Here is a 25,882-nt window from a genome sequence, read left to right as displayed (position 1 = left end):
ACCCATTCATGACCACCGTCGGTATTCGCGGCACGTTCTTCGACTTCGTCGACGATCCCTGGAAACACATCGGCAACGAGCAGGCTGCCGCGCGCTTTCACCAGGACGGCCTCATGGTCGTCACGGACGGCGTCATCAAGGCGTTCGGTCCCCATGACAAGATTGCCGCCGCGCATCCGGGCGTCGAGATCACCCATATCAAGGACCGCATCATCGTCCCGGGCTTCATCGACGGCCACATCCATCTGCCGCAGATCCGCGTGCTCGGTGCCTATGGCGAGCAGCTGCTGCCGTGGCTCCAGAAGTCGATCTACCCCGAGGAGATCAAGTACAAGGATCGCAACTACGCGCGCGAGGGCGTGAAGCGTTTTCTCGACGCACTGCTCGCCGCCGGTACCACCACCTGCCAGGCCTTCACCAGCTCCTCGCCGGTCGCGACAGAAGAGCTGTTCGAGGAAGCGGCCCGCCGCAACATGCGCGTGATCGCGGGCCTCACCGGGATCGACCGCAACGCGCCGGCCGAGTTCATCGACACGCCCGAAAACTTCTATCGCGACAGCAAGCGTCTGATCGCGCAGTACCACAACAAGGGCCGCAACCTCTACGCGATCACGCCGCGCTTCGCCTTCGGCGCTTCGCCGGAGCTGCTCAAGGCATGTCAGCGCCTCAAGCACGAGCATCCGGACTGCTGGGTCAACACCCACATCTCCGAGAACCCGGCCGAGTGCAGTGGCGTGCTGGTCGAGCATCCGGACTGCCAGGACTATCTCGGCGTCTACGAGAAGTTCGACCTGGTCGGGCCAAAGTTCTCCGGCGGCCACGGTGTCTATCTCTCGAACAACGAGTTCCGCCGCATGTCCAAGAAGGGCGCCGCGGTGGTGTTCTGCCCGTGCTCGAACCTGTTCCTCGGCAGCGGTCTGTTCCGCCTCGGCCGTGCCACCGATCCCGAGCATCGGGTGAAGATGTCGTTCGGCACCGACGTCGGCGGTGGCAACCGCTTCTCGATGATCTCCGTGCTCGACGACGCCTACAAGGTCGGCATGTGCAACAACACGATGCTCGACGGCAGCATCGATCCGGCGCGCAAGGATCTCGCGGAAGCCGAGCGCAACAAGCTCTCGCCCTATCGCGGTTTCTGGTCGGTCACGCTCGGCGGTGCCGAAGGCCTCTATATCGACGACAAGCTCGGCAATTTCGAACCCGGCAAGGAAGCCGATTTCGTCGCGCTCGATCCGAATGGCGGCCAGCTGGCGCAACCCTGGCACCAGTCGCTGATCGCCGACGGTGCTGGTCCGCGCACGGTCGACGACGCCGCGAACATGCTGTTCGCCGTCATGATGGTCGGCGACGACCGGTGCGTCGACGAGACCTGGGTGATGGGCAAGCGTCTCTACAAGCAGAGCTGAAGCGAACGGTCGCGATGAGCGCATCTCCGGATCCAGCGGCCCAGGCGGTCGCCCTCGTCATCCAGCGCCGCATTGCCGACGACGGCTTTGCCGCGTTCGCGCGGTGGAACGGCGAGGTCGGCGAGGCGCTGAAGGCGTGGCCCGGCTTCCTCAGTCAGGAGATCGTGCCGCCGCAGCCGCCAGCGCATGTGGACTGGGTGACCATCCTGCGTTTCGCGAACCCGGCCGCTGCCCGCGCCTGGCTTCAGAGCGATGTACGGGCGCGGCTGATCGCGGACGTGCAGCGCTTCTTCGTCGGGTCGGAGGACGTCCATATCCTTCCCGTCACCGGCGTTCAGCGCGACAGCGCGGTCTCCGCCGTGATCTCCTTCAAGGTCCCGGATGGACTCGAGGATGCGTTCCTCAAATGGCAACAGCGCATCCAGGCCGCGGAGGCCGAGTTCAGGGGGTTCCTGCGCCACAAGATCGAGCGGCCTATCCCGGGCCTGCACGACGAGTGGATCGTCATCCTGTCGTTCGACAGCGATGCCAACCTCAACGCGTGGCTGGACTCGCCCTTGCGGCAGACGCTGCTTGAGGAAGGCGCGCGCTTCAACGCCGGCATGAACGTGAAGCGGGCAAGCTACGGCTTCAATTTCTGGTTCCCGGCCGGCAAGACGCAGGCGCCGGAGCAAGGGCCCAGCCTGATCTGGAAGAGCAACCTCATCGTCCTGCTGGTGCTCTATCCCGTGGTCTATCTCTGGGGCTATTTCATCAGCGCGCCGCTGATCGACAGCCACGGCGTGCCGGTCTGGCTGTCGCTGTTCGTCGGCAATCTCGTGAGTACCCAGCTGCTCGGCTGGTTTCTCGTGCCGGCCGCCTTCAGGGCGCTCGACTGGTGGATCAAGCCGAAGGCAGCGCTCGGCCGCCAGATTGCGGGATATGCACTGCTTGCCGCGCTCTATGCTGGCTCGATGGGCTTGTACGCGCTGCTGCTCGCATGGCATTGGGGACGGTGAGGCCATCCACCGTGCGGACCGTTGCGGTGCTGTCGGGGAGAGGTCGGTCTCTGGACGCTGACGACCATGTTCGCCCTGACATTTCTCGGCACCTCGGCAAGCGTTCCCTCAGTGGAGCGCAACCATCCGGCCCTCCTGGTGGAGGCCGCTGGCAAGCGCATCCTGGTTGATTGCGGCGAGGGTACGCAGCGCCAGTTGCTGCGCAGCGGCGCCGGCTTTCGCCGGCTCGACCGCATCCTGCTGACGCACGGGCATCTCGATCACGTACTCGGCATCCCCGGTCTCTTCTCGACGCTGGGGCTGCGGCAGACCTCCGACGTGATGACCATTCATGCGGGCCCGGGCACGCTCGACATCGTCGTTCGCATGCTCGCGGGCTTGTGGGGCGCGGGCAGGGCGCCGATCCCCGTGGCGTTCGCGCCGCTGAGCGAGGGGCAGGTCATCGATGCCGGCGACTTCACCATCGACTGCTTTCCGGTTCGCCACCGCGACACCGACAGCTTTGGCTTCTCTTTCCAAAGCCCCGCGCACCGCCACCTTCTGCCCGAGCGGCTTGCGTCGCTCAGTGTTCCGGACGGGCCGATGCGCGGAGAACTGGCCGCCGGACGACCGGTCGTGATCGCCGGTCGAACCATCGATCCGGAGGACGTCCTGGGCCCGCCGGGCGGCGGTAGGAAGCTCGTCGTGGTCGGCGACACTGAAACCACGGACGGTCTATCTCGACATGTCGCCGACGCCGACTTGCTGGTGATCGAGGCGACGTTCCTCGATCGTGACGCCGCGACTGCGCGGGACTACGGCCATCTCACGGCGACCGAAGCCGCTTCGTTTGCCGCCGCCAACAACGTCAAGCAGCTCGTGCTGGTCCACATGTCGGGACGGTACGAGGATGAAGAGATATTGGCCGAAGCGACAAGGGTGTTTCCGAATACGCGGATCGCCGCCGACTTCGATCGCATCGTGATCTAATCGCCGTCACCGCGCTCAGCTCGTCAATCCCGACTTGATCGCGAGATCCTGGACTTGGGCCGTCGCCTGCATCAGCCGCGGCAGTGCCTGGTCGCGGAAGGCCGCCATGTCCATGCGCATCGCATCGACCGTGACGCTCAGGCCGCCGATCACAAAACCCTGAGCGTCGAAGATCGGCGTTGCCAGCGTGCGCAGGCCATAGGCATTCTCGCCGTCGGAGACGGCATGGCCTTTTTTCTTCACCTGATCGAGCCGGGCGAGCAGTGCATCGAGATCGGTCAGCGTTCGCTCCGACAGTTTGACGCGAGGACGCAACTCGAGCCGCTCGATCTGCTGGTCGCGTGGCAGATGCGCCAGCATGACATGGCCGAGCGCGGCGCTGTAGGCGGGAATGCGCGTGCCCGGCCGGCGGTCCATCTTGTGACGGTCGAGGCCGGCACCGACGCGCGCGAGATAGACCACGTCGCCGCCATCGAGAATTCCGAGCGAGGCCGCATCGCCGACAGCAGGGACGAGGTCGCGCAGCAGCGGCTCGACGATCGGCCGCAACGAGCCGCGCGACAGCACGGTGTAGCCGAGGTCGAGACAGGCGACGCCGAGACGGAACCGGCGGCTTTGCGGAACGGCCTGGAGATAGCCGAGTTCGGTCAGGGTCTGGATCAGGCGGAACGCCGTCCCGCGATCGAGATCAGCGCGTGCGGCAATCTCACTCAGGGTCAGCTCGAAGGTTTCGCTGGTGAAACTCTTGAGCACGGCAAAGGCCTTGCCGACGGAGGCGACATAATTCTTGGGATTTTTGGCGCTAGTTTCCGATACGCGCTTTGCGGCCTTCCCTGCGACCTTGGCCATGCTCGAATGCCCCACCATGACAGCCATGCCCTTGACGTCGGGCCGAGCTGATTTTACGACTGCACCAGCAAATAACAAATGTTCGCATTCCGAACAACATCGTTCTGACGATCGGAGGAAGTTTTGTCGACATCATCGCTGCACCCTCATGGCGTGTTCTCCGCCGCGTTGACGCCGCTCGACGCCGAGCTTGCTCCCGATCATGCGCGCTTCGTGGACCATTGTCGCTATCTGCTCGACGAAGGCTGCGACGGCATCGCGATGCTGGGCACGACGGGTGAGGCGAACTCCTTTTCGGTGGCCGAACGCACGGCGCTGCTCGAGGCGGTGGTGGCTGCCGGCATCGCGCCGCGGCGGCTTTTGCCTGGCACCGGCGTTGCCGCGCTCAGCGACACCATCGCGCTGACGCGCCACGCACTCTCGGTCGGCGTCGACACCGTGGTGATGCTGCCGCCGTTCTACTACAAGAACGTCACTGATGACGGAATCTTCGCCTCCTACAGCGAGGTGGTGCAGCGCATCGGTGATGCGCGTCTGAAAGTCGTCCTCTATCACTACCCGCAGATGTCGGCGCAGCCGATCTCGCATGCGCTGATCGAGCGGCTGCGCAAGGCCTATCCGGCCACGTTCACGGGCATCAAGGATTCGTCCGGCGACTTCGCCAACATGACGGCGATGGTCGAACGGTTTCCGGGCTTCGCGGTCCTCGGCGGCGCCGATCCATTGATGCTGCCGCTGCTGCGCAAGGGGGGCGCGGGCTGCATCACCGCGACCTCCAATGTCGTCGCGCGCAGTCTTGCCTATGTCTTCAAGCACTTTGGCGACAGCGACGACGATCCGGCGCTCAAGGCGGCGCAGGCGCGCATCGTGAAGGCGCGCGAGCTGGTCTCGCAATTTCCGCAGATGGCCTCGCTGAAGGCGCTTGCGGCTGATCGCACCAAGCATGCCGGTTGGCAGCGGCTGCGGCCGCCGCTGGAGTCCTTGCCGCCGGACCAGTTGAGAGAGTTGCTTGCGAATGCTGCGGCATTCGCAGCCTCCGCCTAAGCTCGGTACGGACGACGAGGCGACCTGATGTCCAACTCATTCCAGGATGCATTGGCCGGGCTCGCCGCGATCGTCGGCGACAAGCACGTCATCGCGTCCGGAGCCGACCAGGAGCCTTATGTGGTGGACTGGCGCGGGCGCTATCGCGGCCGCGCGGTCGCGGTGGTGAAGCCCGGTTCGACCGCCGAGGTCGCCTCCGTCGTCAAATACTGCGCCGACAGGCGCCTTGCGATCGTGCCGCAAGGCGGCAACACCGGCATGTGCGGAGCCGCGACGCCGGACGATCACGCGGGCAATGTCGTGATCCGGCTCGACCGCATGCGAGCCGTGCGCGACGTCAGTCCGCTCGCCAATACGATCACGGTCGAGGCCGGCTGCATTCTCGCCGAGGTCCAGAACGCGGCGCGTAGCGTCGATCGCTACTTTCCCTTGAGCCTGGGTGCCGAGGGTTCTTGCCAGATCGGCGGCAACATCTCGACCAATGCCGGCGGCACGGCCGTTCTGCGCTACGGCCCGACGCGCGATCTCGTGCTCGGGCTCGAAGCCGTGCTGCCCGACGGGCGTATCTTCAACGGCCTGCGCGCGCTGCGCAAGGACAACACGGGTTACGCGCTCAAGCAGCTCTTCATCGGGGCGGAAGGCACGCTCGGCATCGTCACCGCGGCGGTGCTGAAACTGTTCTCGCCGCCGCGCAGCTCGGCGCTGGCGCTGGTGAAATTGCAGGGTGTCGCGCAGGCACTCGAGATCATGGCGCGCCTGCGCGGTATGGTCGGCGACCGGCTCGGCAGCCTCGAAATCATGTCGCGCTCGCAGATCGAGGTGATCAGGGAGACCGTGCCGCACGTCACGATCCCGTTCGAGCTGACGACGCCGTGGTATCTGATCGTCGAGCTAACCGACGCGCTCGCGGGCGTCGATCTCGACGAGCCGCTCGCCACGGCGCTGGCGGATGCGATGGAGGCCGGCATCGCCGAAGACGTCACCCTGGCCTCCAACCTCGCGCAGGCGAAGGCAATCTGGGCCGTCAGGCACAGCGTGTCCGAAGGCAACAAGCGCAGCGGCTATGTCGTCTCGCACGACAGCGTTGTGCCGCTGGAGCGCCAGGCGGACTTCGTCACCAATGTCGAGGCGCGAATTGTGGCCGCGGTACCGCATGCCCGCGTGGTGATGCATGGCCATATCGGCGACGGCAACATCCACGTGATCGCCCTGATCGACCGTGCGCATTGTCAGGAGCCGGTGACGACGGCCGCCCTGGTGGCGCAAATCAATGAGATCGTCGACGATGAAACCGCAGCGCAGGGCGGGGCGATCAGTGCCGAGCACGGCATCGGGATCACCAATCGCGTCCGGCTGGCCCGTGTCGCCGATCCGCTCGATATCGAGCTGATGCGCGGCATCAAGCGCTTGCTCGATCCGAACGGCCTGATGAACCCCGGCAAGATCTTTGGCGCGGGAGCAGCATGACGATGACGGTCGTGCGCCTGCTTGCCGACGATCTCACCGGCGCGCTCGACACCGCGGCGGAGTTCGTCGGCCTGTGCGGACCGTTCGACGTCACCTGGGTGGATTCGCCCGCGGCTCCGGGCGCGCAAAGCCTCGCGATCGACAGCGGCACCCGCGAGCGGTCGAAAGCCGACAGCGTCGAGATCGTCGGACGGCTGGCGCCGCAGCTTCAGGGTGGGACGATCGCCTACAAGAAGGTCGACAGCCTGCTCCGCGGTGCCTGGGCGGCCGAGCTCGGCGCCTGCCTGCGCGGCGGCCCTTGGGCTTCATGCGTGGTCGCACCGGCCTTCGACTATCAGGGACGCCGTACCGTCGAGGGCCAGCAATTCGCGCGCACTGTACAGGGTGACTGGCATCGCGTCGGCGACAACCTGCTGGATCAATTGAAACTGGAAGGTATCGAGGCGCGGCAGGGCGGCCCTGACACGCTCGCGCAAGGTGGCGTTCAGGTGTTCGATGCCGAGAGCGACATCGACCTCGATCGCGTCGTCGAAATGGCGCGGCAGATGCCGGGGCCCGTGCTCTGGTGCGGAAGCGGCGGGCTGGCCGGCGCGCTCGCCCGCGGCCATCGCGCCGATGCCCCGAGCCGGCTGAAGCGGCCGGTGCTGGGGCTGTTCGGTTCCGACCAGGCCGCTACTGCCTCCCAGCTCGCAGCATGTGGCGAAGCCACCATCGCGTTGGCCGAAGGTGAGGGGGGCGCAGGCGTTCAACGCAAGCTGGCTGACGATGGCGTGGCGCTGGTGAAATTCGCGCTCGCGGATGGCCTTTCGCGCGCCGAGGCCGCCCAGCGGATCGCGCGCGAGCTGACGACGCTGATTTCGGCGCTCAATCCGCCCGGAACCCTGATCGTTGCTGGCGGCGAGACCTTGAAGGCCGTATGCGTTGCGCTCGGCGCGCATGCGCTCCAGGTGACGGGGCGTATCGTGCCGGGATTGCCGCGCTCGGTGCTGCAAGGCGGCCGTTGGGCCGGCGTCGACGTCATCTCGAAATCCGGCGCGTTCGGCACCAGCGAGCTGTGGCGCGATCTGCTCCGGGACAATCATTTGCTGAATATGGGGAGCCCGACATGACCTCTCGTCATCTTGCCATTACCATGGGCGATCCGGCCGGGATCGGCCCGGAGATCATCGTCAAGGCCTGCGTCGGGCTGAAGGACCGGATCGCGACAGGCGATCTGCGCATCCTGATCATCGGCAGCGGCGCCGCGCTCGATGGTGCCAGGGCCGCGCTCGGCGCTGCCGTTGCGATTCCGGAGGTGAGTGCTGACGATGCTGACTGGCCGAACCTCTGTTTCCTCCAGGCCGATGTCGAGGGCACCCCGATCAAGCCCGGCGTCTTGAGCGCCGATGGCGGCCGCTTTGCCTACAAGGCGATCGAGCAGGGCGTGCGCCTGACCCAGGCCGGGCGGACCTCCGCGATTGTTACCGCGCCGCTCAACAAGGAAGCACTCAACAAGGCCGGCTATCACTTCCCTGGCCATACCGAGATGCTGGCGCACCTCACCGGCGTCCGCGGATCGGTGATGCTGCTCGCCCACGGCAACATGCGCGTCAGCCATGTCTCGACCCACGTGGCGCTGGAAGACGTGCCGAAGCGTCTGACGCCGGAGCGTCTGCGCATGGTGATCGATCTCACCAACGAGGCTTTGCTGCGGCTCGGTATCGACAAGCCGAAGATTGCGATCGCCGCGCTCAATCCGCATGCGGGCGAGGGCGGTCTGTTCGGCCGGCAGGATATCGACGTTTCGGCACCGACGATTGCCAAGGCCGTCGCCGATGGCCTCGACGTCGTCGGCCCGGTGCCCGGCGACACCATCTTCGTCAAGCTGCGCGCCGGCCAGTACGATGCTGCAGTCGCGATGTATCACGACCAGGGGCACATCCCGGTCAAACTGCTGGGCTTCCAGGTCGATCCCGCGACCGGGCGCTGGCAGGAGCTCTCCGGCGTCAACATCACGCTGGGCCTGCCGATCATCCGCACCTCCGTCGATCACGGCACCGCCTTCGACATTGCCGGCAAGGGCATTGCCAACGAGCACAGCCTGATCGAGGCCATCGACTATGCCGAGCGGCTCTCCGCTGGCGTCTCCGCCTCCAAGTCATGAGATCTGGCGCACGATGACCAACGCCTTCACGCCCATCGAAATCCAACGTCCCACCATCCTGGAATTCGGCAACGGCACCATCACGGCTGCTGCGCGTTTCGCCGAGCGGATCGGCGCCAGGCGGCCGCTGGTGATTTCCGATCCGTTCAATGCGCGCCGCGTCGATGCGCTGGCGCTGCCGGGGGCAGTGAAAGTGTTCGGCGACGTGAAGCCCGAGCCGGACCTGCCCAATCTCGAGAAGGCCGTCGCGATGGCGCGTGACGTCAAGCCTGATCTCGTGGTCGGCTTCGGCGGCGGCAGCGCGATGGATCTCGCCAAGCTGGTCGCGGTGCTCTGCACCAGTGACGTGGCCTTTGCCGATATCGTTGGGCCAGAAAAAGTCGCCGGCCGCAGCGTCGCGCTGATGCAGATCCCGACCACGTCGGGCACCGGCAGCGAGGTGGGTACCCGCGCGCTCGTCACCGATCCCGTCAGCCAGAACAAGCAGGCGGTGCAGAGCCGCTTCATGCTCGCCGATATCGCCATCGTCGATCCTGATCTCACAATGACCGTTCCGAAGGAGGTCACTGCAGCCACCGGCGTCGATGCGCTGGCGCATTGCGTCGAGGCCTACACCAGCCGCAAGGCGCATCCGATGATCGACCTTTATGCGCTCGAGGGCGCGCGGCTGGTCGGGCAATATCTCAAGCGGGCGGTCGCTGACGGCGGAGATCGCGAGGCACGCGCGGGTCTCTCCCTGGCCTCGCTCTATGGCGGCTATTGCCTTGGACCGGTGAACACCACCGCCGGGCATGCCGTCGCTTATCCGCTCGGCACGCGCCATCATGTCGCGCATGGGCTCGCCTGTGCCGTGATCTTCCCGCATACGCTGGCCTTCAACATGCCGGCAGTCGAGGCGAAGACGGTCGCGGTGCTGGCGGCGCTCGGCCTGCCGGCGCAGAACGATGCGAAGCTCGCATTCGACGCCACTTACGATTTCTGCAAGAACCTCGGCATCGAGATGCGTCTGTCCGCGCTCGGCGTGCCCAAGGGCGATCTCGGCGTCATGGCCGACGAGGCGCACGCCATTCGCCGCCTGCTCGACAATAATCCGCGCGACCTCGGCCGGGATGCGATCCTGAACATGTACGAGGTCGCGTTCTAGTCACCTCCGCCGCGCGCGGCACCCAATCAACAAAACAGTAGCAGTAGAGGAAACTTCGATGAGATCGATGTGGCTTGGTCTTGTGTCAGCCGTGCTGCTGGCGACGTCGCCGGCAAAGGCGCAGGACGGCTACCCGTCCAAGCAGGTGACGGTGATTGTGCCCTTCGCCGCCGGCGGTACCGCCGACATCTTCGCGCGCATGGTGTCGAACCATCTGCAAGTGAAGCTGGGCAAGCCGTTCGTGGTCGAGAATGTCGGCGGTGCCGGCTCGATCCTCGGCGTGACGCGGCTGGCGAAATCGGCGCCTGACGGCATCACGCTCGGCCTTGCCAGCACCTCCGCGCTCGCGATCAACCCCACGCTCTACGGTCCGAAGCTCAGCTACCAGCCGGACAGGGACCTGGTGCCGGTCGCCCAGATCAGCGTCGTGCCGAATGTGCTCGTGGTGAATCCGAACAAGATCAAGGCGCGCACCGTGCCGGAGCTGATCGCCTATCTGAAGGCGAACCCGGACAAGGTCTCGTTCGGCTCGGCCGGCGTCGGCACCTCGCAGCATCTTGCCGCTGAACTGTTTCAACAGATGACCGGCACCAAGATGGTACATGTGCCCTACAAGGGCTCCAGCCAGATGCTGACGGATCTGTTGAGCGGCCAGATCGATCTTGCCTTCGACAACGTGCCGCTGCTGCTGCCACAGGTGAAGACCGGCCAGCTCGCGATGCTCGCCACTGCAACGCCCAAGCGCGCCGCCTTCGATCCGGAAGTCCCGGCCGTCGCCGAATTCCTGCCGGGCTTCGAAGCGGTGGCCTGGCACGGCTTCTTCGTTCCCGCGGCCACGCCGAAGCCCATCGTCGAAAAGCTGTCGGGCGAGATCCGCGCCTTCATGCGGCAGCCGGAGACGGTGCAGAAGATGGCCGAGCTCGGCGCGGCCGCGGTTGCGGTGGATTCGGAGCCGTTCAAGATCTACATCGCTTCCGAGACTGAGCGGTGGAAGAAGGTGATCGAAGCGGCGAACATCAAGCTGGAGTAGGGGGCGGTCGCTTATCTGGAAATGACGGACGGGTCGCTGTCGGCTCGGCTTCCTCGCGAGCCCCGCTGAGCGCGGGCCTTGCCCCTCATTCGAAGAATTCTCCAACCCAGTTGTGCCTGACAGCCTCGACGTGCCAGCCCATTGCGCGTTGCGCGTTCGGTAGGGGATCCGGCACGTCGCTGCGGACGTGGCTGTCGAGGCCCCGCGCACGGTGCGCGTGGCGTCCTTCGCTCCGCAGGCGAAACCTGCCTTGTGACTCGAAAATCCGGCTGTAGCCGTCGGTCGGAAAGAAAGTTCCTGCGATCGGAAAGTGGGTCGGCTGCTGCCGAAGCATCAGGAACGTGATGTCCTCCGCGGTTTCCGAGAGACGTGTCATGACTGTCCTGCTGAGAAACACCTTCAAGGCCTGGATCGACCGGGCGCCGGGCGCGCCGCCCAAGCTGGTCATGGTCGGCGACGTGAGGGTACCGACCGATGGCTGGCAGGCCCGGCTGACCAGGCGCTCGCCGCAAGGTATCAATCCGAAGATCCTGATCCTCGACGTGAACACGCAGCAGCCGGGCGGCGAAGCGCAGGAAGCGATCACCACGATCCCGCTCCGTTACGAGGAGAGCCCGCCGCAGGACGAATACGGCCAGGTGATGATCGCGAACGGCAAGGCTGAGATCGTGGTCCGCGTCTGCGGCTCGAACTAGCCTTTCGATTGTTTGCCCGCGGAACCTTGTGATCTTCTGTGCCGCGTTGCATAACGAGGGTTGCATTCGGGGCTGTTCGCTCTCTCGTTGCTGCCGCTTTGTTCAGTCGATTTTGGGGGATTTCCTGTGCGCCTCGGAAGCCGCATGCCGGACGTGATGCCTATCGTGGCCGCTTCTGTCGCTCTCTTCATCCTGCTCTGGCTCGCATCCATCGCGCTCTATGCGATGCCTGAATCCGACGATTATTGCGTGACGAACCGCGTCAACAGCATGGGTCTCGTCGGAATGGTCAAATCCTATTATTTGCACCAGATGGGCCGACTGACCTCGCTTGTGGCGATCGCCGCCCCCGCCGTTGTCAGCAAGGTGACAGGCGTCGATTATTTGGTCGTCTATCCGGTCATACTCATTTGCGGCATGGCCATCTTCTTGGCAGTCAGCGTTTATTGGGCTGGTCGAATGTGGACCGGCCTGTCGTGGCCAGAGAGATTTTTGGCGGGTGCAATGCTCTGCGCGGCGAGCTTCGTTCTGGCGATCAGTCTGCGGGAGATGCTTTACTGGATCTCGGGCAGTGCGTCCTACATGGTTCCCGCCCTCTTCGTGATCATCATCCTCGTTGAGCTGGTGCGGTCCGCAGCGAACGAAACCGTGCTCTCGACCGGCCAAATCGTCGTTCTCTCCGCAATCGGCTTCCTGGGTGCTCTGGCCAACGAGTTCACGCCATTTTGGATCGTGGCCCTCGTCGCCGGTTCTGCCGTTTATCGAGCGTTCTACCATCCTCGCCCGCAACTGGCGGGCCATGCAGTGATGCTGACGGCGACCTTCATCGGACTTGCGATCCTGCTTTTGTCACCGGGGAATGCGGTCCGGATGGCGGCATATCCGGAGGGGGGAAGATCGCCGCTTCTTTCTCGATGGGGTTGTACTATCTGTGGCTCGAGCTGGTTCGGCATTACACCGAATCTGCGACGTGGGCCTGGCTCGGTTTCGTGGCGTTGTTTTCGGTCTTCGTGGTGCCTTCGCAACCGAGGCCGACGGCGCGGCTGCTGGTCTTGATCGTCGGGTTCGTGGCGGCAGTGCTCGCTGGTCTCTACACCGCTTATGTCATTGCCTATTTTGCGACGGCGGAGGATCTCGCGACGCGAGGGCGGAATGAGGTGGTGGTTTTTCTTCTTGCCGGAGGGGGCTGCGTCGTCGCCCTGGCTGCCCGCTTCCTTCCCTCCCTGGGCCATCATGCCCATATTCGCATGACGGCCCTGGTGGCCTGCGGGCTCCTTTCTTTTTTGCTCCTCGATAGCGTCGCGCTGGGATACGTCCGCGCCGAGGAGTCGCAATTCGCGACCTTCTGGAGCGAGAGTTGTCCAGAGGCATCAATTTCTTCGGACGACCAAGGACCTGGATGTTGTCGTCCCCAAGAGATCGGTCAAGCCGTCCATGCTGATGGACGGTGAGCTAACCAAAAATCCGGGCCAGCTGCCGAATGATTGCGTCGGTGAATTCTATGGCAAGCGATCCGTGGTCTTGGGCGATTAAGTCAGCGGATCAGGCTGTAAACCCGCTCGCGCTTCGTGCGGGCGATCGCCGGCTGCGGCGTGCCGGCGTCGAGCGCGCGCATCATGCCTGGGTAAAGCCGACAGACCATCCCCATTGATCGACGTGAAGCGGCACGCCGGCGCGCCCGTTGATCGTGGCATGTGGACGTCGTCGAGGCAGGCGTGCCAGGTCTCCTGGTGCTGATTGCCGGAGCCGGCCGCGGGTGAGGGCGGACATGCCGCTACGGCGCGAACGCAGCGAGAACAAGCTGCGATGCTTACAGAGGGGCTAGACCTCGAACGCCGGCGCGGCTATATGAGCGCCAGCGCGCCGCTGATTTGCAAAACTTTTGCTGCGGCTTGCAAAGCTTCCGAAGAAAGTCTTGTGATATCAAGCACTTCGGTTGGGGAATGGTGTAACGGTAGCACAACAGACTCTGACTCTGTTTGTCTTGGTTCGAATCCAGGTTCCCCAGCCATCACCTAAGCCATTGAAATTCTGGGATTAATTGACGCTGTGGGCGCTCGATTGGCGTGCTTTTGTGTTGCGCCTGTTGCGCCAAAATGGTGAGCAAATTCAAAGGCTCAAGTACAACCTAGGCGGCTCGGCGCGACACAGGACGCGACATGCTGTGAATAGCGCTGATTGAGAACGAATGTCTCCGCGCGTGCAGTGAATGCGTGCCACCATCGAGCGTTGATTCGCGGAGAACTCTCTATGCCGGCCCCAAAAGTGTTCATTTCCTACAGCTGGACGTCACCGGAACATCAGCAATGGGTCGTCGATCTAGCGACACAGCTCCGGGAAAGTGGCGTGGATGCCATCTTGGACAAGTGGGACCTGAAGGAAGGGCACGATTCGATCGCCTTCATGGAGCGGATGGTCACGGATCCCGAGGTGCAGAAGGTCGTGATTGTTTCGGACCCACTCTATGCAGAGAGGGCCGACGGCCGGCGGGGCGGTGTAGGAACCGAGACGCAAATCATCTCACCGCAGATTTACGCCAAGGCGAGCCAGGACAAGTTCGTCGTCGTAGTTTCCGAGGTTGACGCCGATGGAAAAGCGTCCCTGCCAACCTACTACGGTTCGCGAATTTTCATCGATCTAAGCAGTGAAGAAATTTATCCTCAGAATTTCGAACAACTCGTTCGTTGGGTTTTCGGCAAGCCGCTTTTTGCAAAGCCGCAGGTCGGGAAACCACCAATTTATCTCGAAGAGAACTCGGTGTTGTTGCCGACGCGATCCCGAGCTTCGCGCGCCATGGATCTACTTCAAAAGGGTTCACCACAGAGCGAAGCGTCGCTACGCGATTATCTCGAAACGCTAGCTGAGAACTTTGAGGCGCTCAGAGTAGATACGAAATCGAACCCATTTGACGAGGCGGTAGTCGCCTCAATTGAGTCCTTTCTTCCCTACCGTAACGAATTCGTCCGCGTCATCACTTCACTTGCCAGGAACAATGCGACCGACGACACAATCACGCTGATCAAGAGATTCTTCGAGTCAGTACTTCCATATAATCACAGGCCCGAAAATGTAACCTCGTGGTCGGACGATTGGTCTGACAACTTCAAGTTCATCATCCACGAGCTATTTCTATATACTGTTGCTATTCTTCTGAAATACGAGCGGTTCGCCTCAATGGATCAATTGATAACCGGCGGATTCTACGTGGGTGGAATCAGCAATTATTCTCATCAACCAGTGCAAGGCATTTCTATATTCGATGTTTCTCTCCACAGCCTTGAGGTTCGCAAGCAACGGCTCGCACTCAAGAGGACATCGCTACATGCCGACATACTACAAGAGCGCGCAAAAATAGCCGGGATTGGCTTCGAAGATGTCATGCAAGCTGATTTCGTCTTGTTCATGCGCGAGGCAAATGATGCCTCATCAGCGGAACGCGACAATCGGTGGTACCCCGACACATTGGTCTATCTTGGACATCATTCGCGCCCCTTCGAGATTTTCGCGCGAGCCCGATCAACCCGTTATTTCGAGAAGGTCAAAAACATAATCGGCGTACAAAAGAAGGCTGACTTAGTTCAACTGGTTCAGGCATTCGGAAAGAAGCTTTATCTTCCGAGGTGGAATTACTACAGCTTGAATCCAGCCGAGTTGATGGGCCTGGATCAAATCGCGACAACAGCGTGAAAATGCGTCGTTGCTGCCCTTCGTGCGTCTGCTCGACTCATCAAGTGATTTGGAATGTCAAATGACGGTTGACGCGAACTCAGGCACAGAGGACGAGGTTCAAGCTCGGCTGTTCAAACATTTCCTCCAGCATAAGAATCTCGCCGGGCGCATTTTCTATCACTACTGCTCGATGGAGACGTTCCGAGTTATCTGCGAGACGAAAGCACTCCGATATAGCGACATCAACATGATGAACGATGTTGCGGAGTACGCCTGGGGCTATCGCGTCTTCGAGGACGCCGCGACGCGACTGTTAAAGCTCGATCCAAAGCCCAGCGGATTACAGGGGGTAGACGTACCGTTCTTCGATGATGTCGATAAAGTCATGTCGCCGATGCAGTTGTTCCTTCATCCGGTCATGTGCTCATTCTCAAAGAATCCAGATGTGCTTAGCCAATGGCGTAGTTACGCAGACGACGGGCGCGGCGTCGCAATCGGCTTCACCGCCGACTGCTTTGCGAAGATGCCGGTCTCGCTCATGAACGTCGAGTACGATCATGAAAAGCAGCTTACTGAAATGGCCGACATCTTGGCTGCACTATATGATGTCGAGCGATCCGGTGGGCACAAGCGCGGAGAGGATTTCGACGGCATGTGTAAAGAAGTTGCCATGTACAAGTTGGCATTCAAGAATCCGGCCTTCTTTGAAGAGCAAGAGGTCCGTAGCCTCCATCTCCTTCAAGTGAAGCGCGATGAAGGCGCGATCACGCTTTTCGATCCGGGTGGGTGGCTCAGCAGCCGGGAAAACGAAGTTGCCGGACAGCCAGTTAAATTTCGAACGCGTGATGGATTCATTGTCCCGTTCGTCGACATACCATTTGTTGTGGGAAAGCAAAATCAGCCAATTGCTGAGGTGTGGCTCGGCCCCAAGAACGAAAACGCCGATGGCAATATAATGTACTTGATGAACAACAATGGCTTCTCAGGCTACCAACTCAAAAGATCGGCGGCATCCTACCGTTAAGCTTGCCATCGTGAAAATGAACTAAATCCGCAACTCCCATCTGTCCGTCCGCGGCCCCGACGTCGCCCACCAGATGCCGTAGCTGACTGCCAGGACGATGTCGTCATGCTTGCCGGCCCGGGCAGACCACGTGTTAGCGCCCGACGCAGTGACATGTCGCTGAAAGTCACGCAACTCGTCACGCAACGAGTCCGCTTCGGATAGTTCGGCCGCAACGTGCAGCTCTTTCGAGTGCATCCCGGCTTCCAGTTTCGAAATCAGAATTGTTTTTGCCACGCGGAAAATGTTGCCTTCCTGCGTCTGCTCGCTGCCGGCGGTGATCTGTAATCGAATCGGCCGCAGGCCGTTCGCTTCCATCAGGTCGACCACGCCCGCACCAACGCCGCTCTGGTCAATGACCAGCTTGGCCTTTGCGCTCTTGAGCGGTTCGCGCCGCATCAGTTCGCCGATCGCGTGCGCCTGCGCCACGTAGTTCATGCCGAGAGGTAGCCGCTGCAAGTGCAGGAGGTCAAAACGCTGCACCGAGTCCTGTCGCCATATCTTGGTCACGTGGTCGGCCTTGCCGGAGCCCATGCCCTTGATCGTGTGATGCATCACGCCGATCGCCGTACTGTCGACTGACTTCCCGAGGTCCACGCCGACGACCCACGCGTCGCGCTCGCGCACTTCAACCGCACGATACCCATTCATGCCCATAGCGGTCGAAGCTCCTTGTCAAAAATGCCGTCGATGATCTCGTTCGGAAACGCGGCCTCTTGATCGTCCAAGAACTCGAGTCCGTATTCCGTCCGGAACGTTGTTTCGCCGAGTGCCTTCCGTTCGCTGGCCAGAAACTCGGGCGTAATCCGGGGACACATGTCCGGCGTCACCCGGATCTTTTCGAAATCCGACTCCGGATCAGTCCACCCCTCGTAAAACCAGCCACGCTTCGCGGCGCCCGTGGTAAGGCCGATCAACTGTCCGCGGGGATGCACCGCCAACATCGGACGGACCGCCGCGTAGATTTCGTCGGAGACGCGCGCGCCTTCGTCGATCAGGACCAGGCGCACCCGCGCTATGCCGCGCACGTTGTCCGCCTCACCGGGTAGGCCGATAATGCGTGAGCCATTGGGCAGCTCGATACGCTGCACAGCATCGTTGGCCAGGTCGGCACCAGGCAAGTGCAGATAGCGGTTCTTCGCCCGGCGAATGAATTCCGAACTGATGCGCTGCGCGGGGCTGATGACGACGATGGTTTCGCCCGGTTCGGTGTGCGCCACATGGTCCGCGAGCAGCACGCAGGTTTCGGTTTTGCCGGCCTGGCGACAAGCGAGAATCAGGCCGCGGCGCGGCGGCCGGCGCAGGAACGCTTGCTGCCAGTCGTCGGGCTGCACGCCGCAGTCATTGGCAAACGATACGGGATCGCAGACGTACGACAGATCGCGCGCCATCAGGGACACGGGGGCGCCTCCGGCAGCGGCACAGGGCAGGGCGGGGCGGCCGGCCTTGCCGCAATGACAAGAGGAGCCTTGCCGGCCGCCTTGGTGATGTCGTCGGCCGCCTGCGTCTCGATGCCGGCGAGCGCCCGACCTACGGCAAGCCGCGCCTCGGGGAACGGCGCCAGGGCGCGCAACAGCACCTCGCGCAGGCGCAGATAGTCGGGGTGGGTCAAGATATGCTGGTGCCGCGTCTCGTGGACGTTGACGAGTACGCCGAGCAGCTTCGAGACGAGTTGCAGGTTGTTAGTGATCGCCGCTTCGCCCCGGATGGCGGCGCCGGCATCGCCGACGGCTGCGGCCAGCTCAATGTGATTCGCCAGGCGTGCGCGCTGGTGCACGAGGTGGTGCAACAGGTTCTCGCCCTCGCTCACCTTGAGCGCGTCGAGATCCACCGCGCTCGGGTGCAAGGCATGTTGCACGGCCGCCATCATCTGCGGTGACAGGTGGTTCTTACCGTGACGCTGAACGCTGTGTGGCGACAGGTCGAAGCGCTTCCCGATCGCATCATGACCAAGGCCGTGCGCCAACGCGACGTCGACAGAATGCCGATGCTGGCTGTTGCAGACTTGGCAGGCGCCGGGGCCGGTCTTGACCATTGAGTTCGCTTTCTGCAAGCGCGAATGGCGCCCTCGACCCGCATCATCGGTCAAGGGCGCAACATAGGCGCATCATGATTCAGAAAATTACTATAGTTCAGTAGGTTAACATGCGACCCAAAGATATAAAATCCGTTAATCGAGTCAAATCGTGCGCGACAGGGCCGGAAAGTCGGCGCGGATTGAAAAGAAGTCCTGCCCGAAAGATGAGGTACTTTAAGTTGTGAATGATTGCGGATAGAATCGGAGCTCGTTTCAGGTTGACCGAGGAAATTGCTAGCCGCGGAGACCGCAAATGCTTTCAAAAGAGATCGTTCAGACGCTTGGTGGCTATCTCAGTTATGGGGCTATTGGCCTTGGCCTCGCCGTCGCGGTACTAGCAACGATTTTACTGATATCGAAAAGCGCCGCCGCTGTCCGCTTCATGCAGTTTGCGCTGGTCCTTGTGGTTATTGGATCAGCTGTTGAGCTATTGAGAATATACGCTGCGAACGCCGCAACCTGGCGCGTTTTCGTTGCTTCGCAAAATCTGCCCGATGAGTTCTGGAATGATTTCCTTCTCTCCAGGCAACAAAAGATGTTTGGGCTCGCAGAGCCAACTGACGAATACACGAGCGGCTCCTTTAAGGAGGGGGACACGAAGACGGTGCAAATCCACATTCCGAAGGGAGAATGTCGGTACTATTTCGCAGCCGTTCGGCCGCCCGCTAAAGTAAGTGTTCAACTCCATGATAACGCAAGCAACGCGAGGACCCTAAGGGCGACGGATTATTATCGAACGGGGAAAATCTGCGTACCAAGCGCAAGCTCGACGCATGAGATTGGCCTACAAGTTCAAATGACGGACAGCGATGGTCAGTTCTCAATTTCAGCGTTCAAGGCGCCTCCCGAAGAGGAACTGCCGACCGCTTCCGCCGCATCGACAACGTCTCAAACAACGCCCCAGGCCAATTCGTCAGCCGCTCCAACGCCAACTCCAACGCCAACGCCAGCGCCAGCTCCGCAGGCGACAGTTACGAGGCGAGTGGTCTGTACGGGAGAATTCGAAGCCAATTGCGCGGGGCCGCACGACGCATTCTTTACATGCGGCTTTTTTGGGAGCGACGATCAGATTGCATCGCAAATGTGCAAAGGGCCGCCGTCTAAGGGAGTGCGTATCAACACAAAGGGCGGGAATAAGTGCGGATACTCCTTAATTGAGGTGACTTGCGGTTAGCCAAGTGCACTTTTCCAGTTCACTTCCATGTTGACTACGCTCGTTGGTTCACTGGTTCACCTATAGGGATATGACTGAACCGAACCAGACGATGATGGGGCATGAATGCCCCCCATCGTATCGTCCGTGGTTCACGGAGTGGTTCAGGTGAACCAGCTTGATATCTAAGGGGTTTTTGCCTCTTTTGGTTCGGTTTTGGTTCACCCGTTGGTTCGCTCAATTTGCACCTGGAAAACGCGCTGGCGGAAGCGGTGGTTGGTTCAGCCCTGAACCGCGCGAATCCAGCGCGTTTAGCTCCCGCTGACCGGTGGCGGTCAACGTCCAACCGCTGCGCTCTGTGCGGATCAGCTTTTGTTGCTCAAGCTTCTGCGCGAGCCGGTAAACGCGGCTGTCGCTCATCCCGATTAGCTTCCCGACGTCACGGCGGCTCTTGCGCGGATGCTGATCAATAGTCCGCAGCAGCGCGTCCTCGTCCCGCTCATTCGCCCGCTCGCGCTCCACGATGCCGAGATCCGACACCGGCCGCGCGACAACGGTCGGAATGGGACGCCCCCTGGTGTCCCGCAGCTTCGGGTGCTGCACCGTCACCAGTTCGAAATGCACCGGCTCGAACGACGGTCCGCGGAACTTGCCGAGGGCTTCGAAAGCGATCAGTTGACCGTTCCGCCGCAAAGCCACGTTGCCGTCCACCTCATTTAAGAATGCCCCGCCGCCCTTCGGGATCAGGTCGTCGTCGGCCGCGCGCTTGGTCGGATGCGCCAGGGCGAGCACGCACGGCCCGCCGGGCAGATTCGTCATGGAACGCAGCAGGCGGGCATAGTTGCCCATCTGGACGTTGTCGTTATCGTCATCGCCCTCGAAATATGCCGCGACAGTGTCGACGATGACCAGGGTTGGGGTCAGGCCCTTCGCCGAGACTTCAGCTTCGATGTTCGCGACGTTCTCCGAAATCTTCACCACGCCGTTGATGAAATGGACGTCCACGGCGTCGGGATCGATTCCCATCTCTTGGGTGACGCCGAGCCAGCGCGCCTGAACATCGGTCGGGTTTTCGCCGGCGGCGTAGATGACCGTCCCTTTTTCGACTTGAATGCCCCCGATCGCGCGACCGATAGCAACGTGCGCGGCAAGACGCATCGCGGCCGCGGTTTTGCCGCCCCCGGTCTTGGCGGTCATCGAGTAACAAAAGCGCCTCTGGAAGATCCGGTCGACGACGTAGTCGGGCGGCACGAAATCGCTAACGAATTGACCCGATGATTGAAGCAGCATTGGTCTCTCCGCTTCCTCGTGATAGCCGGAGGGCATTGGCGGGGTCGGCAAATTCAAGGGCGGTCCGGTCGGCGGCTTAGGGCAGCCGACCGGATGCCGGAACATCCACGTGATGTCGCTCCGCAGGTAGTGGCGGAGCGTGCGATCGCCCTCGGAATATTCGACCTCGAATTTCTCGAACCGCTTCGCGGCCTGATCAGGGTCATGGCTCATGCGTTGAAACAGCTCGAGCCCCGCGCTTCCGAAATGCAGTTTCAACGCGCCACCGAACATTGCCCAATCCTGCTGGGATAGGTCCCAATCGCCGGCCGCCAGTTTTTGATCGACCCACCAGGCGACTTCCTCGACGCTGTAGCCGTCGAGCGCGGGTGCAGCGTCCTCGCGCGGCTCGCGCCTTGGCCAAGCCGGCCGAAGTATCTCGCCGTCATAGAGCGTTTCGTTGCCCAGCCATTCGTAAGGACCGGCTTTTTTATTGGGGTCGTTTTTCGGGTTCGTGAAGTAGCTCGGCGGAAGCATGGCATTTGCGCTACCCACGAGCAGATCGCCCCAGCCGGTCGTCCGTTGGCGCAAGGTCCATAGCCCGTTCGCATCGGTGAGGCGAAAATAGGTATGCGTCCCGCCAGACGGGCTGCGCACGTGCGGATCCGGGAGGGAATAGCCGGTGATCTTCAAAAACCACTCTTCGGCGATTTCTTGCTTGCCGGCTTCGATGTCGAGCACCGCGACTTGCGACGCCCCCGGATGGAGACCGATGTTTCGACCACCGATTAGCCAACCTTGCCAGGTGGCTAAATCGCGCGAATAACGATGCTGCCAGTCCGCGCCAATCGGCGCCTTATCGCCAGCGTGCACCTCGTGCAGCGCAAATCCGTGTCGTTCGGCGAAGTCGAAAAATCTAGTTGCGGTTTCCGGATTGACAGTATACTGTGCGTTCATCGATTGCGCCCTCCAACGGCGCGGTCAGGTGAATACAGAGCCCGGCGCGTGCCACCGCGTTGGGCTCTTTCGTTTTGTCAGCGCACGATTGGCGGCGGCGGAGGATATTTCGGCGGCAGTGTCTTTGCCGACCAAGGCAACGGATGAGTTCGGCAGAATTCGAGCCAGTCGAGGTTTTCGACCAGTTCCTTGCAGCGCGTTCGCCACGACGTCGGGTCGACCACGATTTCCGCCCGGTATCGCTCTACGTGCTCGCGGAGCAACGTAAAGGCGTGCTCGCACGCGCGGTTGATTTCGTTGCTGTTCATGCGACAGTTTCGAACATGGAGAAGAAAATGCGGGGCTTAAACGCCCATCGGCCGGCGACCTTTTGAGCGCCAGCCAGTTGCCCCCGTTCGAGCATTGCGAACGTGGCCTTTTCACCCTTGCCGATCACCTGAGCGATCGCGCGGGCGCCCCAAACGACTTCTGGCTGATTGCCGTGCATCTGCGAGACTCCGAGTGAGTGCTCGCTTTGCATGGATGCTAGGGCGAGCACAGATTTGTGCTGATCGCTCCCGACACGCATCCCGCTTGTCGTTCAGCTTCACGGCATCCGCCAAGGCATCCCGCCTCAAAGCGCCATCTCGGCGCAACGAATCCGCTACCCGCTTAGAAACTGCGCCGTACTCCACAGCGCTCTAGGCACCCTACAACACCCAAAGTAAAAATCGACTTAACCTGGCGCTTAGTCGCGATCTTTCGCCCGCGGCGCTTTCAATCCAATCGAGCAACTGCCGGATCGCATCCGATAGCTTCGGAATTGGCCGCTGTTTTCGGGCCATTTGCCGACACGTTCGGATCGAAAGCAATCACTCACCTTGGATTTTCCCGATGCAGCCCATCAGCGAAGCAGTGCCCCATCTCATTGAGGTCCGCTCAGTGAAGCATTGCGGACTAGATTTGCTCATGTTGAGTTCTTCGCGTTTTGACCCTGAACGGACTTTCGATCTGGCAGCGGGGACGCTCTCGTTTACCCATCCAATCGGGTGTAGAGTGCACACCAGTAAGATTGCACATCAGTAGGAGGGCGTGATGAAAACTGCCTTTCTTTCAACCCTGATCCTTGCACTTTCGACAAGCGCCGGCTTCGCACAACAGCCCGCGCAGTGCCGAAACTTCGAGGCTACAATTGCGCTTCAGATGACTAAAGAAGGTTGCTCAAGCCAGATCGACCTTTGCACTGTCGGAACAGTCATGAGCAACGAGCCCGCTCTAAGCGGCGCAACGTGGTTTTTCACGGCGCACGGAATGGCCGAAATAGCGGGACTGCCTTCGTTGCCCAAAACACTGCAATCTTACGCGGGAACGGTGCTAGTCACGGCAAAAGGGGGAACATTCACGACCAGCACTGCTGGCGTGTACGAAACCGAGTCGCCGGCCTTCAGCCAACTGGATAAGATCGTCAAGGGAACCGATCGATTTAGCAACTCTAGCGGTCGCCTCATTTTCGTCACCGGCATTGGTCGGCAAGGCGGCGGATTTGATACGCACGCTCGCGGCGAGTTGTGCGTGAACGAGTAACCAGCCCGGTCCGGTAAACTTTGGAGCTGGAGACGCGGGGAACAACCGCGGGGTGATGGAAGCGCCTCTGTTGGCGATCTCCGAGCCAAGCCTTCAATGTCGCCTGTTGGCCCATCGCTGCCATTGACGCAGTGCAGCCACATGTCAGTTCGCAGGGGTAGACCGGAAGTTTGCGGCTGAGCGCCAATCGACGCTTGTGACCCGAAACAGACCTCGACAGCTACCCAAAAGGATGTAGTGAAAGTAGCCCCGCCCCTCTCAGCGTGCTATGACTTGTCGTGACAAGTCTCCCTCTCCTGAGCCCGGAGTGGACACATGAGACGACGCGAGTTCGTCACGCTGTTTGGCGGCGCAGCAATTGCGTGGCCGTACGTCGCACGAGCCCAGACTCCGAGGAAACGGCCCGTTATCGGCACATTTGGATCGGGTACACCAGCTCAGCGCAAAGGTTACGCAGCGTGGCCATCGTTCTTGAGGGGGCTGCAAGAACTCGGATACATCGAGGAGCGCGATTTCGACATAACGTTCCGGCTTGCCGCGTCTACCGAGAAGTTGCCAGAGGTAGCGAGGGAGGTGGTTCAGCTCAGCCCCGATGTCATATTTGCCGCCGCCAGCGCTAATGCGCTTGCCGCCACGCAGGCAACATCAACCATCCCGATCGTTGTTGCAGCGTTGGGAAACCTGACCGCGCTAGGATTGTCGGAAAACGATCTTCGCCGTCCAACTGGCAACTTGACCGGCATCATGCCCTACGTGCGTGGGCTGCCTGCAAAGCAGCTTGAGATCGCGCGGCAAATCGTTCCCGGCGCGCAAAAGGTTGGGATCGTAAATGACACGAGCGACATCAAGACAGCTCCGCAGTGGGACGAAATCAACGCCACCGCCGCGAAACTTGAAATCAAGATCGTCGGTGCGGATGTTCAGAGAACCGAGGATGTTGAACCCACGTTCAGAAGGTTTAAAGCGGAGCGCGTTGATGTCGTCATCGTTCTACAGGCGAACTTCCTACTCTTGGATCGGGCTCAGATCGCCGCTGCCGCAGCGGCAACTCGGCTCCCGACCCTTTATGGATACCGCGAACTCGTGGATGCGGGCGGGCTCATTAGCTATGGAATTGATCTTCGGGCATGCAATTACCGAGCTGCGACCTACGTGTACAAGATACTCAAAGGCACCCCCGTGGCCGATTTACCCTTTGAGTTCCCGACCCGGCTCGACCTCGTCATCAATCTAAGGACTGCAAAGGCACTCGGTCTTACGATGCCCGACATGCTGCTCGTCCGCGCCGACGACGTGATCGAATAACGATCCAAAGGGTTGCCGCGGCTGCTACGACCGGTTATGGCCCAACGCGGAAGTCCCGCGATGTCCGCTTTCGCGCCGCTATCAGAGTCTCAGCGGACATCAACGGTGTCCCTGAACTATCTCACGACAGGCAGTAGCTCGCGCTCGTTCCAAGCCGCCCGGAACCAATAATTTGACGAAGGTTTGCCCAGTGGCTCAGGAACGTTCGGTGGTGGCGTTGCTTGGAGAGCAATGACGAGCACGACCGTCGTTCTCATCCCCGGTATGCTGAAAGCGCTTCGCCTCGTGCGCGTCTACGGCTTTATGGTCGAGCGCAGAGACGGCCTGTATTACCCCGGCAGCAACCAGCCGGCATGCTCGAGGGCTTTGGCAGAGAAGATGGTTGAAGGTGGCTGGCTGGTGAAATACGGAGAGCGTTATCAGCCTACTGAGAAGGGTTGGCATGCAGGAGAAGCCGGTTCGGGCGCGGGATAAGATAGGTGATCCCAGGGCCGCCCCCGGCGTATTCCCTCTTCGCGATATCGAGGCCGCCAACTGAAGCGTCCTTACTGCTTCGTCCTACTTCTGTCGAAAATGAATGCGGCTTGAAACACCCGCTCAACGTCTGTTCTCACTTCCACGGAAACGTCCTGCCGTATGCTGGCAAAGTCCTTTGCCAAGTTCGCAAGCGACCTGGCGGCTTCGACCTCGGCCTCTTGCTGAGTGTCGAATTCCAGGCCTTCCTCGTCCGGGTACAGACCGGTGTCGTCCCGGATGTCGAAGTAGTACCGGGTCATGCGCCGCCCTCATTCGAGGGAGAGCAATGGAATTAAATGTCCCCCTGTTCCTATTCCGGTGGCTGTAGCCCGGGCGATCTCAGCCACTCGCTCATATGCGAGCCGGTCTCGGCTTGTCTGGCTTTGCGGAGGAGGAATTCGCGCTCAGGGCCGTGGGGGAGCCTCTTGGCTTCCTCTCTCAATCGCTGGGCTTCTTGGGCGAGACGTTCTTCGAGGGTGGTGGTCTGTTTAAACCTGCGGCGCTGCGTCATGACTGGCCTCGTGCGTACGGGTCCTAACCGTTTGGTTTGCGGTCCATATTTTAG

At 61.4% G+C, this 25,882-nt stretch carries 28 protein-coding genes and 1 tRNA gene; 19 read left to right on the top strand and 10 right to left on the bottom strand.

Annotation, left to right across the window (positions count from 1 at the left end; genetic code table 11):
* Window positions 1-8 precede the first annotated feature (8 nt).
* The 3 genes from guaD (at window position 9) to rnz (ending at window position 3,373) form a co-directional block, all read left to right on the top strand.
* Window positions 9-1,406 carry a guanine deaminase gene (guaD, locus tag ACVJ5M_RS29915; protein ID WP_063983892.1) on the top strand — a complete coding sequence of 466 codons (1,398 nt, stop codon included), beginning with the start codon at window positions 9-11 and terminating at the stop codon, window positions 1,404-1,406.
* A gap of 14 nt (window positions 1,407-1,420) precedes the next feature.
* On the top strand, window positions 1,421-2,404 hold the full coding sequence (locus tag ACVJ5M_RS29910; protein ID WP_354099518.1) for an antibiotic biosynthesis monooxygenase: 984 nt from the start codon (window positions 1,421-1,423) through the stop codon (window positions 2,402-2,404).
* Between the two features lie 66 nt (window positions 2,405-2,470).
* A complete protein-coding gene (gene rnz, locus ACVJ5M_RS29905) occupies window positions 2,471-3,373 on the top strand; it encodes a ribonuclease Z (protein WP_063983890.1) in 903 nt (300 codons plus the stop codon).
* Between the two features lie 15 nt (window positions 3,374-3,388).
* Here rnz and ACVJ5M_RS29900 read toward each other — a convergent pair whose 3' ends face one another.
* Window positions 3,389-4,222 carry an IclR family transcriptional regulator gene (locus tag ACVJ5M_RS29900; RefSeq protein WP_063986442.1) on the bottom strand — a complete coding sequence of 278 codons (834 nt, stop codon included), beginning with the start codon at window positions 4,220-4,222 and terminating at the stop codon, window positions 3,389-3,391.
* A 123-nt stretch (window positions 4,223-4,345) separates the two neighbouring features.
* Here ACVJ5M_RS29900 and ACVJ5M_RS29895 point away from each other — a divergent pair, with 123 nt between their 5' ends.
* Genes ACVJ5M_RS29895 through ACVJ5M_RS29870 form a run of 6 tightly spaced genes read left to right on the top strand, consistent with a single transcriptional unit; the run spans window position 4,346 to window position 11,050 of the window.
* Window positions 4,346-5,266, top strand: a complete 921-nt coding sequence (locus ACVJ5M_RS29895; protein WP_063983889.1) for a dihydrodipicolinate synthase family protein — start codon at window positions 4,346-4,348, stop codon at window positions 5,264-5,266.
* Between the two features lie 27 nt (window positions 5,267-5,293).
* On the top strand, window positions 5,294-6,733 hold the full coding sequence (locus ACVJ5M_RS29890) for an FAD-binding oxidoreductase (RefSeq protein ID WP_063983888.1): 1,440 nt from the start codon (window positions 5,294-5,296) through the stop codon (window positions 6,731-6,733).
* A 2-nt stretch (window positions 6,734-6,735) separates the two neighbouring features.
* Complete coding sequence (locus tag ACVJ5M_RS29885) at window positions 6,736-7,842, top strand: four-carbon acid sugar kinase family protein (RefSeq protein ID WP_063986441.1); 1,107 nt, start codon at window positions 6,736-6,738, stop codon at window positions 7,840-7,842.
* Window positions 7,839-8,876 carry a 4-hydroxythreonine-4-phosphate dehydrogenase PdxA gene (gene pdxA / locus ACVJ5M_RS29880; protein ID WP_231144609.1) on the top strand — a complete coding sequence of 346 codons (1,038 nt, stop codon included), beginning with the start codon at window positions 7,839-7,841 and terminating at the stop codon, window positions 8,874-8,876. The genes ACVJ5M_RS29885 and pdxA overlap by 4 nt, the downstream gene beginning before the upstream one ends.
* Window positions 8,877-8,889: 13 nt before the next feature.
* Window positions 8,890-10,020, top strand: a complete 1,131-nt coding sequence (locus tag ACVJ5M_RS29875) for an iron-containing alcohol dehydrogenase (RefSeq protein ID WP_231144611.1) — start codon at window positions 8,890-8,892, stop codon at window positions 10,018-10,020.
* A gap of 58 nt (window positions 10,021-10,078) precedes the next feature.
* On the top strand, window positions 10,079-11,050 hold the full coding sequence (locus ACVJ5M_RS29870) for a Bug family tripartite tricarboxylate transporter substrate binding protein (RefSeq protein ID WP_063983885.1): 972 nt from the start codon (window positions 10,079-10,081) through the stop codon (window positions 11,048-11,050).
* An 85-nt stretch (window positions 11,051-11,135) separates the two neighbouring features.
* Here ACVJ5M_RS29870 and ACVJ5M_RS29865 read toward each other — a convergent pair whose 3' ends face one another.
* Window positions 11,136-11,426 carry a hypothetical protein gene (locus ACVJ5M_RS29865; protein ID WP_063983884.1) on the bottom strand — a complete coding sequence of 97 codons (291 nt, stop codon included), beginning with the start codon at window positions 11,424-11,426 and terminating at the stop codon, window positions 11,136-11,138.
* On the opposite strand from ACVJ5M_RS29865, the gene ACVJ5M_RS29860 reads away from it, so the two are divergent.
* The 6 genes from ACVJ5M_RS29860 (at window position 11,425) to ACVJ5M_RS29835 (ending at window position 16,438) form a co-directional block, all read left to right on the top strand.
* Window positions 11,425-11,745: a hypothetical protein gene (locus ACVJ5M_RS29860; protein WP_063983883.1), complete on the top strand. Its 321-nt coding sequence runs from the start codon at window positions 11,425-11,427 to the stop codon at window positions 11,743-11,745. The genes ACVJ5M_RS29865 and ACVJ5M_RS29860 overlap by 2 nt on opposite strands.
* 144 nt (window positions 11,746-11,889) lie before the next feature.
* A complete protein-coding gene (locus tag ACVJ5M_RS29855; protein ID WP_231144613.1) occupies window positions 11,890-12,801 on the top strand; it encodes a DUF6056 family protein in 912 nt (303 codons plus the stop codon).
* Window positions 12,798-13,196 carry a hypothetical protein gene (locus ACVJ5M_RS29850; RefSeq protein WP_063983881.1) on the top strand — a complete coding sequence of 133 codons (399 nt, stop codon included), beginning with the start codon at window positions 12,798-12,800 and terminating at the stop codon, window positions 13,194-13,196. Before ACVJ5M_RS29855 ends, ACVJ5M_RS29850 begins: the two co-directional genes overlap by 4 nt.
* Window positions 13,197-13,682: 486 nt before the next feature.
* A tRNA-Gln gene (locus ACVJ5M_RS29845) sits at window positions 13,683-13,756 on the top strand.
* Window positions 13,757-13,995: 239 nt separating this feature from the next.
* Window positions 13,996-15,432: an SEFIR domain-containing protein gene (locus ACVJ5M_RS29840; RefSeq protein ID WP_354099517.1), complete on the top strand. Its 1,437-nt coding sequence runs from the start codon at window positions 13,996-13,998 to the stop codon at window positions 15,430-15,432.
* A gap of 61 nt (window positions 15,433-15,493) precedes the next feature.
* Window positions 15,494-16,438 carry a DUF2971 domain-containing protein gene (locus tag ACVJ5M_RS29835; protein WP_354095280.1) on the top strand — a complete coding sequence of 315 codons (945 nt, stop codon included), beginning with the start codon at window positions 15,494-15,496 and terminating at the stop codon, window positions 16,436-16,438.
* A gap of 21 nt (window positions 16,439-16,459) precedes the next feature.
* On the opposite strand, the gene ACVJ5M_RS29830 is transcribed toward ACVJ5M_RS29835, so the two are convergent.
* From ACVJ5M_RS29830 to ACVJ5M_RS29820, 3 genes are read right to left on the bottom strand one after another with little or no spacing between them, the layout of a single operon-like run.
* Window positions 16,460-17,134: a hypothetical protein gene (locus ACVJ5M_RS29830; protein WP_354095281.1), complete on the bottom strand. Its 675-nt coding sequence runs from the start codon at window positions 17,132-17,134 to the stop codon at window positions 16,460-16,462.
* Window positions 17,125-17,868 carry a terminase large subunit domain-containing protein gene (locus ACVJ5M_RS29825; protein WP_354095447.1) on the bottom strand — a complete coding sequence of 248 codons (744 nt, stop codon included), beginning with the start codon at window positions 17,866-17,868 and terminating at the stop codon, window positions 17,125-17,127. The genes ACVJ5M_RS29830 and ACVJ5M_RS29825 overlap by 10 nt, the downstream gene beginning before the upstream one ends.
* Window positions 17,868-18,512, bottom strand: coding sequence for a hypothetical protein (locus ACVJ5M_RS29820; RefSeq protein ID WP_354095283.1), 645 nt, complete (start codon window positions 18,510-18,512; stop codon window positions 17,868-17,870). Before ACVJ5M_RS29820 ends, ACVJ5M_RS29825 begins: the two co-directional genes overlap by 1 nt.
* A 295-nt stretch (window positions 18,513-18,807) precedes the next feature.
* Here ACVJ5M_RS29820 and ACVJ5M_RS29815 point away from each other — a divergent pair, with 295 nt between their 5' ends.
* Window positions 18,808-19,728 carry a hypothetical protein gene (locus tag ACVJ5M_RS29815; RefSeq protein WP_354099515.1) on the top strand — a complete coding sequence of 307 codons (921 nt, stop codon included), beginning with the start codon at window positions 18,808-18,810 and terminating at the stop codon, window positions 19,726-19,728.
* Between the two features lie 216 nt (window positions 19,729-19,944).
* Here ACVJ5M_RS29815 and ACVJ5M_RS29810 read toward each other — a convergent pair whose 3' ends face one another.
* From ACVJ5M_RS29810 to ACVJ5M_RS29800, 3 genes are all read right to left on the bottom strand, one after another.
* On the bottom strand, window positions 19,945-21,933 hold the full coding sequence (locus tag ACVJ5M_RS29810; protein ID WP_354099514.1) for an AAA family ATPase: 1,989 nt from the start codon (window positions 21,931-21,933) through the stop codon (window positions 19,945-19,947).
* A 77-nt stretch (window positions 21,934-22,010) separates the two neighbouring features.
* Window positions 22,011-22,241 (bottom strand): hypothetical protein, encoded by a 231-nt coding sequence (locus ACVJ5M_RS29805; protein WP_354099513.1) that lies wholly within the window; start codon window positions 22,239-22,241, stop codon window positions 22,011-22,013.
* Complete coding sequence (locus ACVJ5M_RS29800; RefSeq protein ID WP_354099512.1) at window positions 22,238-22,420, bottom strand: DNA-binding protein; 183 nt, start codon at window positions 22,418-22,420, stop codon at window positions 22,238-22,240. The genes ACVJ5M_RS29805 and ACVJ5M_RS29800 overlap by 4 nt, the downstream gene beginning before the upstream one ends.
* 587 nt (window positions 22,421-23,007) lie before the next feature.
* Here ACVJ5M_RS29800 and ACVJ5M_RS29795 point away from each other — a divergent pair.
* The 3 genes from ACVJ5M_RS29795 (at window position 23,008) to ACVJ5M_RS29785 (ending at window position 25,275) form a co-directional block, all read left to right on the top strand.
* Window positions 23,008-23,496, top strand: a complete 489-nt coding sequence (locus ACVJ5M_RS29795; RefSeq protein ID WP_354099511.1) for a hypothetical protein — start codon at window positions 23,008-23,010, stop codon at window positions 23,494-23,496.
* A 315-nt stretch (window positions 23,497-23,811) separates the two neighbouring features.
* Window positions 23,812-24,801 (top strand): ABC transporter substrate-binding protein, encoded by a 990-nt coding sequence (locus ACVJ5M_RS29790; protein ID WP_354099510.1) that lies wholly within the window; start codon window positions 23,812-23,814, stop codon window positions 24,799-24,801.
* Window positions 24,802-25,032: 231 nt separating this feature from the next.
* Window positions 25,033-25,275, top strand: coding sequence for a hypothetical protein (locus ACVJ5M_RS29785; protein WP_354099509.1), 243 nt, complete (start codon window positions 25,033-25,035; stop codon window positions 25,273-25,275).
* A gap of 71 nt (window positions 25,276-25,346) precedes the next feature.
* On the opposite strand, the gene ACVJ5M_RS29780 is transcribed toward ACVJ5M_RS29785, so the two are convergent.
* Together ACVJ5M_RS29780 and ACVJ5M_RS29775 are read right to left on the bottom strand one after the other, a co-directional pair.
* Complete coding sequence (locus ACVJ5M_RS29780; RefSeq protein WP_354099508.1) at window positions 25,347-25,577, bottom strand: DUF6894 family protein; 231 nt, start codon at window positions 25,575-25,577, stop codon at window positions 25,347-25,349.
* A 50-nt stretch (window positions 25,578-25,627) separates the two neighbouring features.
* On the bottom strand, window positions 25,628-25,828 hold the full coding sequence (locus tag ACVJ5M_RS29775) for a hypothetical protein (RefSeq protein ID WP_354099507.1): 201 nt from the start codon (window positions 25,826-25,828) through the stop codon (window positions 25,628-25,630).
* Window positions 25,829-25,882 lie beyond the last annotated feature (54 nt).

The organism is Bradyrhizobium sp. S3.7.6 (assembly GCF_054061875.1).
This window is presented reverse-complemented; position numbering and strand designations above follow the sequence as displayed.

Coding starts and splice junctions, on each gene's coding strand:
- guaD (WP_063983892.1), top strand. CDS start 9: ATGACCACCGTCGGTATTCGCGGCACGTTCTTCGACTTCGTCGACGAT.
- ACVJ5M_RS29910 (WP_354099518.1), top strand. CDS start 1,421: ATGAGCGCATCTCCGGATCCAGCGGCCCAGGCGGTCGCCCTCGTCATC.
- rnz (WP_063983890.1), top strand. CDS start 2,471: ATGTTCGCCCTGACATTTCTCGGCACCTCGGCAAGCGTTCCCTCAGTG.
- ACVJ5M_RS29900 (WP_063986442.1), bottom strand. CDS start 4,222: ATGGCCAAGGTCGCAGGGAAGGCCGCAAAGCGCGTATCGGAAACTAGC.
- ACVJ5M_RS29890 (WP_063983888.1), top strand. CDS start 5,294: ATGTCCAACTCATTCCAGGATGCATTGGCCGGGCTCGCCGCGATCGTC.
- ACVJ5M_RS29885 (WP_063986441.1), top strand. CDS start 6,736: ATGACGGTCGTGCGCCTGCTTGCCGACGATCTCACCGGCGCGCTCGAC.
- pdxA (WP_231144609.1), top strand. CDS start 7,839: ATGACCTCTCGTCATCTTGCCATTACCATGGGCGATCCGGCCGGGATC.
- ACVJ5M_RS29875 (WP_231144611.1), top strand. CDS start 8,890: ATGACCAACGCCTTCACGCCCATCGAAATCCAACGTCCCACCATCCTG.
- ACVJ5M_RS29870 (WP_063983885.1), top strand. CDS start 10,079: ATGAGATCGATGTGGCTTGGTCTTGTGTCAGCCGTGCTGCTGGCGACG.
- ACVJ5M_RS29860 (WP_063983883.1), top strand. CDS start 11,425: ATGACTGTCCTGCTGAGAAACACCTTCAAGGCCTGGATCGACCGGGCG.
- ACVJ5M_RS29865 (WP_063983884.1), bottom strand. CDS start 11,426: ATGACACGTCTCTCGGAAACCGCGGAGGACATCACGTTCCTGATGCTT.
- ACVJ5M_RS29855 (WP_231144613.1), top strand. CDS start 11,890: ATGCCGGACGTGATGCCTATCGTGGCCGCTTCTGTCGCTCTCTTCATC.
- ACVJ5M_RS29840 (WP_354099517.1), top strand. CDS start 13,996: ATGCCGGCCCCAAAAGTGTTCATTTCCTACAGCTGGACGTCACCGGAA.
- ACVJ5M_RS29835 (WP_354095280.1), top strand. CDS start 15,494: ATGACGGTTGACGCGAACTCAGGCACAGAGGACGAGGTTCAAGCTCGG.
- ACVJ5M_RS29830 (WP_354095281.1), bottom strand. CDS start 17,134: ATGGGCATGAATGGGTATCGTGCGGTTGAAGTGCGCGAGCGCGACGCG.
- ACVJ5M_RS29825 (WP_354095447.1), bottom strand. CDS start 17,868: ATGGCGCGCGATCTGTCGTACGTCTGCGATCCCGTATCGTTTGCCAAT.
- ACVJ5M_RS29820 (WP_354095283.1), bottom strand. CDS start 18,512: ATGGTCAAGACCGGCCCCGGCGCCTGCCAAGTCTGCAACAGCCAGCAT.
- ACVJ5M_RS29815 (WP_354099515.1), top strand. CDS start 18,808: ATGCTTTCAAAAGAGATCGTTCAGACGCTTGGTGGCTATCTCAGTTAT.
- ACVJ5M_RS29810 (WP_354099514.1), bottom strand. CDS start 21,933: ATGAACGCACAGTATACTGTCAATCCGGAAACCGCAACTAGATTTTTC.
- ACVJ5M_RS29805 (WP_354099513.1), bottom strand. CDS start 22,241: ATGAACAGCAACGAAATCAACCGCGCGTGCGAGCACGCCTTTACGTTG.
- ACVJ5M_RS29800 (WP_354099512.1), bottom strand. CDS start 22,420: ATGCACGGCAATCAGCCAGAAGTCGTTTGGGGCGCCCGCGCGATCGCT.
- ACVJ5M_RS29795 (WP_354099511.1), top strand. CDS start 23,008: ATGAAAACTGCCTTTCTTTCAACCCTGATCCTTGCACTTTCGACAAGC.
- ACVJ5M_RS29790 (WP_354099510.1), top strand. CDS start 23,812: ATGAGACGACGCGAGTTCGTCACGCTGTTTGGCGGCGCAGCAATTGCG.
- ACVJ5M_RS29785 (WP_354099509.1), top strand. CDS start 25,033: ATGACGAGCACGACCGTCGTTCTCATCCCCGGTATGCTGAAAGCGCTT.
- ACVJ5M_RS29780 (WP_354099508.1), bottom strand. CDS start 25,577: ATGACCCGGTACTACTTCGACATCCGGGACGACACCGGTCTGTACCCG.
- ACVJ5M_RS29775 (WP_354099507.1), bottom strand. CDS start 25,828: ATGACGCAGCGCCGCAGGTTTAAACAGACCACCACCCTCGAAGAACGT.